The sequence below is a fragment of the Rhizobium sp. 01T444 genome, assembly GCF_056398305.1.
Genome location: NZ_JBFTPD010000251.1, coordinates 1 through 623, shown reverse-complemented (window position 1 = coordinate 623; position 623 = coordinate 1). Strand labels below are relative to the sequence as shown.

Here is a 623-nt window from a genome sequence, read left to right as displayed (position 1 = left end):
GCTGCTGTCCGCCGGCGGCGGTGCCTTTGCCGTTGCCTCGCTGGGCCCGGACGCTTCTGAACTGCCCGTGAAGCAGGTATTCGAGGCTGTGACACCCCTGTCATCCACCGACCAGATGGAAGCGCTGGAGGCCTACAGTTTCACGTTGTTCCGCAACGAAACCACGCGATCGAGCGACACTGCCGAGGCGCTGCTCCGCCGACTGGGCATTGCAGACATGGCGGCAGCTGCCTTCATCCGCGCCAACCCCGAGGCCCGCGCCGCGCTGCTCAGCCGCCCTGGCCGCACGGTCACCGCGGAAGCAAGCCATGAAAACGCGCTCCAGAAGCTCAGTGCCCGATGGATTCCGAACGCCGACGGCGGCTTCACGCGCTTCGTGATCGAAAAGACCGGCGGCGGCTTCCGGGCTCGCACGGAGACTGACTCCCTGACACCGGCCACCCGGCTCGCGAGCGGTATCGTGCGCAGCTCGCTCTTCGCGGCCACGGACGATGCGGGCATCCCGGACTCGGTGGCAGGTCAGCTGGCCGACATCTTTTCAGGCGAGGTCGATTTCCGCGCCTTGCGCAAGGGCGATCGCTTCGCGGTCGTCTACGAGACCTTCGACGCGGACGGCCAGACCC

At 67.3% G+C, this 623-nt stretch carries 1 protein-coding gene; it reads left to right on the top strand.

From position 1 onward, the window contains the following. Nucleotides 1–623, top strand: a 623-nt coding sequence (locus AC1DTN_RS38270; protein ID WP_477925398.1) for a hypothetical protein, incomplete at both ends; no start/stop codon positions are given.